3 protein-coding genes are annotated in these 4,909 nt (G+C 62.8%); all 3 read right to left on the reverse strand.

Going from position 1 to position 4,909, the window contains the following annotated elements; translation table 11 throughout:
* Positions 1-860: hypothetical protein (locus tag FBR45_RS26225; RefSeq protein WP_138507422.1), on the reverse strand; the 860-nt coding region annotated here is incomplete at its 3' end.
* Positions 861-862: 2 nt separating this feature from the next.
* On the reverse strand, positions 863-3,058 hold the full coding sequence (locus tag FBR45_RS26230) for a hypothetical protein (RefSeq protein ID WP_138507423.1): 2,196 nt from the start codon (positions 3,056-3,058) through the stop codon (positions 863-865).
* A gap of 2 nt (positions 3,059-3,060) precedes the next feature.
* Positions 3,061-4,909: hypothetical protein (locus tag FBR45_RS26485; RefSeq protein ID WP_171044970.1), on the reverse strand; the 1,849-nt coding region annotated here is incomplete at its 5' end.

Here is a 4,909-nt window from a genome sequence, read left to right on the forward strand (position 1 = left end):
GGCGTGGGGCCTTTCAAATCATACAGCTCACAGGCCGCGCCCCCCGCTTTTTCCCAGAAACCAATTTTAATGAACTCGTTCTGCAGGTAGATTTTCCGGCCGATCGGCTGATTATTCAGCCGCTCCCAGCGCGTCTCGTCCACCTCGGGCCAGTAGTTGACGTTCGTGGTGATGGGCTGGAAATTGAACGCGATCGTGCCCGGTACGCAGGTCGTGCAGGTCGGCGTCGTGGGTCCCGAGCAGGTGGTGCAGACCGGGGGCGAGGAGGAGGCCCCCGACAGCACGATTCGATCCGCGCCCGAGGTCGGGGTAAACTGGTAGGCGTAGCTGGCCGTGCCCCCCGCCTGCTGGGCCGTCACCCTCATGGGCGTTACGGGCAGGTTCAGCGCCCACTGCTTGTCGTAGTAGCCCTGCCCCTGCAAGATGCCCGGCGAATAGAAGCGCCCCGACACGATGGTGACGTTGTCGGGGTTGGTCGTCGTGAAGGGCTGGCCGTCCTGGCGCTCGAATTTGAGCTGCCCCACGTTGCCGGCCGCTTCCATGGTCAACCGGCTCCCGGTATGGCTGTAGCGCATGCCGGTGATCCAGTTGGGCACCCCCGTAGTGGGTTGGCTGACGCGGGCCGGAATAACCCGCACCAGCTGTCCGCTGCTGTTCAGCACCGTGAGCGACAGCACGCCCGTTTCGACGGCTGCTTTGAAGGCCGCGTTGCCCGTTGGCGTGGGTGGGTAGATGGCCCGATCGCGCACGGCCTTGCCCCGCGACGAGACGCCATTAAGCTTGAAGGTGCCGTACTCGACGCCCTGCGCCTGGGCCAGCAGGGCGAAAAAAACCAGAACGATACTCAGGATCTGTTTCATAACTAAGCCGGATTCGGCGGGGTTGGATGGTTGGTGATACGAGCCAGGCGATAGTCACCCCGCCAGGTGTGCTTTTGGCCCAGAAAATCGACGAATTGGAAATACAGGTGTTCGGGCTTGATGCCCTGCACGGCCGAGGGCAGCGCCCAGTGATCGAGAAAGGCCGTGCGGCCCACCAGCTGAATCGGGTAGCTCGGGGACTGAATGCCGCCCACATCGGCCCAGACCGTGACGGTCGTCGTCTTGTCGACGTCCTGACAGGGCCACCAGCCGTAGAGCCAGAGCGTGATCTCGCCCTGGTAGGTGGCCAGCCCGCCCACGATGATGGGCTTGCGGTAGAAGGCCTCAAACGGGTCCGCAGGCCCTTGTGATCCCTGCTTGAAAATGAAAAACTTGGGCTGCACCAGCTGCCAGCGGGTGTCGTTGATCCAGTTGAGCTGACTGGCCCGCTGGAACGCCTTCTGGTAGATTTCCAGGCTCGCCCGGCTGGTGCTGTCATTGGTCACCGCAGCGCCCAGTGCGGTCGGAAACTGCGTCTGCATCCATCCCCGGAGGTAATCCGTGAACAGGTAATCCGCCATGCCAATAGCTTCGGTCCAGTCGGGGTTCAATGGACGCCGGTTGATCTCTTGAATCTGTTCCTGGGTAAACCCGGCCGATAGACCCGACTCGGATTCGCCGTCGACGCGGAACTGACTGCTCTGGCCCAGCATGCCCTCCCAGCCCGCCTGCCGATCGTCCGACCAGGGCAGGTGTTTGCAGCCAGCGCGAAACCACATGTTCGCCGTGTAACGGGCAAACCGTCCATAGATTTTCAACATGGCGATCCGGGTGTCGTCTTCGTAGAGCTGGCAGGACTGGCTGGCAATGGTAGTCATGCGCCGGTCGGTTCGCCAGACCAGCTCGCCGTTCTCGACTTTGTAGCTGCCATCCGGATTCTTCTGGAACAGGCTCTGATTGTCCCAGGTATGCTGCTGGTAGGAGCCCACCCCCACGTACGCCTTTCCTTGTTTCACCAGGCTGGCCAGCACCGAGTTTTCACCCAGCGGAGCCGTTTGCGAGCTGCCCCGAAACGGTTCGTCGATGGTCGAGAAGTGCATGTACCTCGGGATTGTCGGGTCGGGATCGACCGCAACGCCAGCCGCCGTGTCGTCATGAAAGTACGGCCCGACGGTGCACAGGTTGCCGTGATCGGTCAGGCACGTTTTGATCGAGAAGCCGTCCGCGGCCGCGGCATTGATGATGCCCTGACTGAGCCACCCCACCTGCCGGTACCACTGGGCGTAATCGCCAACCCCCGTATTCGGCCGGGGGGTGAATACCTCCTGATTGACCGAGAAAAACTCGACCCCTCCACCCCACCAGTCGGCTTGCCGGAACGTCTGCCAGAAAAACTGGGCGTAGAGCTGACAGGCCGATTCGTCGGTGATCAGAATCTTCTGGGTTGCCCAGTCCATGAGCTGCTGATAGCGCGGGTCGCTGGGTCCGATCATCGATGCCGCCTGTTGTGCGGCCGGGTAGTTGGGCATCTCCAGCGCCCGCTTGAACTGGCTCGGGTACGGCCCGTTGACGTCTTCCTGTTTGGCCGATTCCGAGGTATGCGTCCAGCCCCGCCCGATCAGATCGTTCGCATCCGGATCGGTATAGAGCCGACCGGGATAAATCAGCACTTTTTTAGGATGCGTGGTAAACGGCGGGTGCCGCTTGTGCAGCACGGTATTCAGCGCGGTCTGCACCGGAAACAGGTAGCTGTTACCTGTCGGCCGCGGTTTGGCCTGGGCAATGGGCAATACCTTCGGAGCCGGTACGCTCACGAACGCCCGCCCCCCGGCATCACTGCCCGACAGGCTGAACGCGTAGGTGGTATCGAAACCCGCCGACGAGCCACCCGACGGCGGAGGGGTGTCGTTCTCGACGTAGCCGTCGGGTGGGTAGTTGACCGTGTCGGGCTGCCAGTCGGTAATGACGTCGCTGTTCGAGCAGCCCCGCTCGCTCCAGCGTTTGTTGCTGTCGGCATCGGGGCGGACCAGCGTGGTCATGGCCACGACCTGCGCGTACTGGCCGGCCGACCACATCGCCCGGATCAGCGCTTCCTGCTCCTGACAGGTGCCGCTGGTGTAGCGCAGGTAGCGGGTGGTATTGACCGGCCAGCCCGTCACGTCGGCTACCGTGTTGGTAATTTCTACGTAGTTCGCCATGATTAGGGATGGACTTGTACCAGGTCGGTATTCGACGCCGGGATGGTGTAGCTGAATGAAAGCGTCGAGCCAGCGACCGGCGTGCCGGTGGCGTACTCGACCAGGCGCAGTTCGGTCTGTACGACGGTACCGGCCGGGCCGAAGTTGCTGTAGATGGTACCCAGGCCGCTGGGCGACATGACCGCGTTGACGTGCAGCCCCCAGCTGGGCGGCCCGGCCGGTCCCCAGGCGTTCCAGTTGCCACTGTTGACCTTATGGCGCCACTGCACCGCGTAGGGCGAGCTGTCACCCAGATCGTAGCCTTCCAGGTAGTAGCTCAGGTTGGGCGACGTAAAGCGCCGGTATACCGTCGCCAGTCCCGGCTGATAGATCCAGGTGTGCCACTCGTCGAAGCAGACTTTCGAGGGTCCCGAGCCGTTGAAGTTGCCACCCCCCAGCAGGGCCGGATACCCCACTTTTTTCGGGATGCCGGTCCACTCCAGTGTCCAGGCCTGCGGCTCGGCTTCGTTTTCGCGCCAGATCTTACCCCGCACCGTCTGGGTGGAGCCCGCTCCCAGCGCTTCCATTTTCAGCCAGTACCAGCTGTTGGTAGTCACCGCGTAGGCCGCAGCGGGGCCGACGCCCACGCCGTTGTAGAGGAAATGAACCGACGTCGCATCGCGGATCATGAAGCAGGGACCCGGCACGCCCTCGGCACTGAACTGCAGGCCGACCCCGATTCGGCTGTCGGTGTTGAGCTGACCGGGGCGCAGTTTGGCCATCACCCGGTAGGCCCCCAGCTCGTTGATCGAGCCGTTTTCGGTCATGATCTGCGCGTACTGATCCAGACCGGTAGCGTCGCTCGTCTGGCAGAGCCGGGCCGAACTCTCCGACCAGCTGCCGGCCCCCACGCCCACGTAGCCAATGCCGATGCCGTTGTCGGAGAAGTCGTCGCTGAACGTCGGGTACAGAATCTCGACGGCGACCGAGCGAACGACCGTCAAAAGGAAATCGACGTGCACCCGCTGGCCGGCCGTATCGGTATAGAACACCCGGATGGGAAACTGCGCGTTACCAAATTCAGCACTCAGCTCGAAACGACCGGGCAGGGCGTTGTCGAAGGTCAGTCCGGCCGGCAGCGGCTCACCCGTCACCGCATCGATCACTTTCTCGGCCGTTACGCTCAGCGTATCGCCTTCGTCGGTCACGACGCCCGCCGGCAGCACTTTGCTGGCCACCCCCGCCGTGTTGACCAGCCAATCGGCGATCGTGCCGGTTACTTTTGGCGGGGCGTTGTTGGCATCGTTGAGGGCCGTTAGCTTGGGAATCAGGACGTAGCCCCCCGGGAAGACCACCTTCACCTCGAAGGTGATCGTCTGCGGGATCGTATTGGCGGGTACGGTGATCAGCCCGCCCGGCGTGACCGTAGACGACGAAGACGGCCCCGAGCCGTAGAACTCAGCGGTGAATGCACCGGTGTAGGGCTTCCAGCTGTCGTCGGAGTACTGCTGTTCAAACAGCAGCTGCGCGGGGGCTCCGCCCTCGACGACATTCTGGGGCGAGTTGGTCGCCACCCGGAAGACCGAGCGGGGTTGCAGCACCACGTCGGCCACCTCCTCGAAGTGCCGACCAAAGTACAGCACCGCGCCCCCGGTTGTGCCGCCACAGACGGGCAGCTGGCTGTAGTCGCGGCCGTCTTCGTCGAGGTAGGGCGTGAAGTTGATCCACAGGTCGGCCACGACCTTATTGATCTTTTGCCCCTTTTCGACCGTCACGCCCAGGGGAATCGAGCGGATGTGAATCTGCTGGGTCGTATCGTCGCGGATGCGAACGACCTTGAGGTTAAGTATATCCTCGGTAGTAGCCATCAGA

This window comes from Spirosoma lacussanchae (genome assembly GCF_005870035.1).
Taxonomy (GTDB): domain Bacteria; phylum Bacteroidota; class Bacteroidia; order Cytophagales; family Spirosomataceae; genus Spirosoma; species Spirosoma lacussanchae.

Excerpts from the sequence above, each read along its gene's own strand:
- FBR45_RS26230 (WP_138507423.1), bottom strand. The coding sequence starts at position 3,058 with ATGGCGAACTACGTAGAAATTACCAACACGGTAGCCGACGTGACGGGC.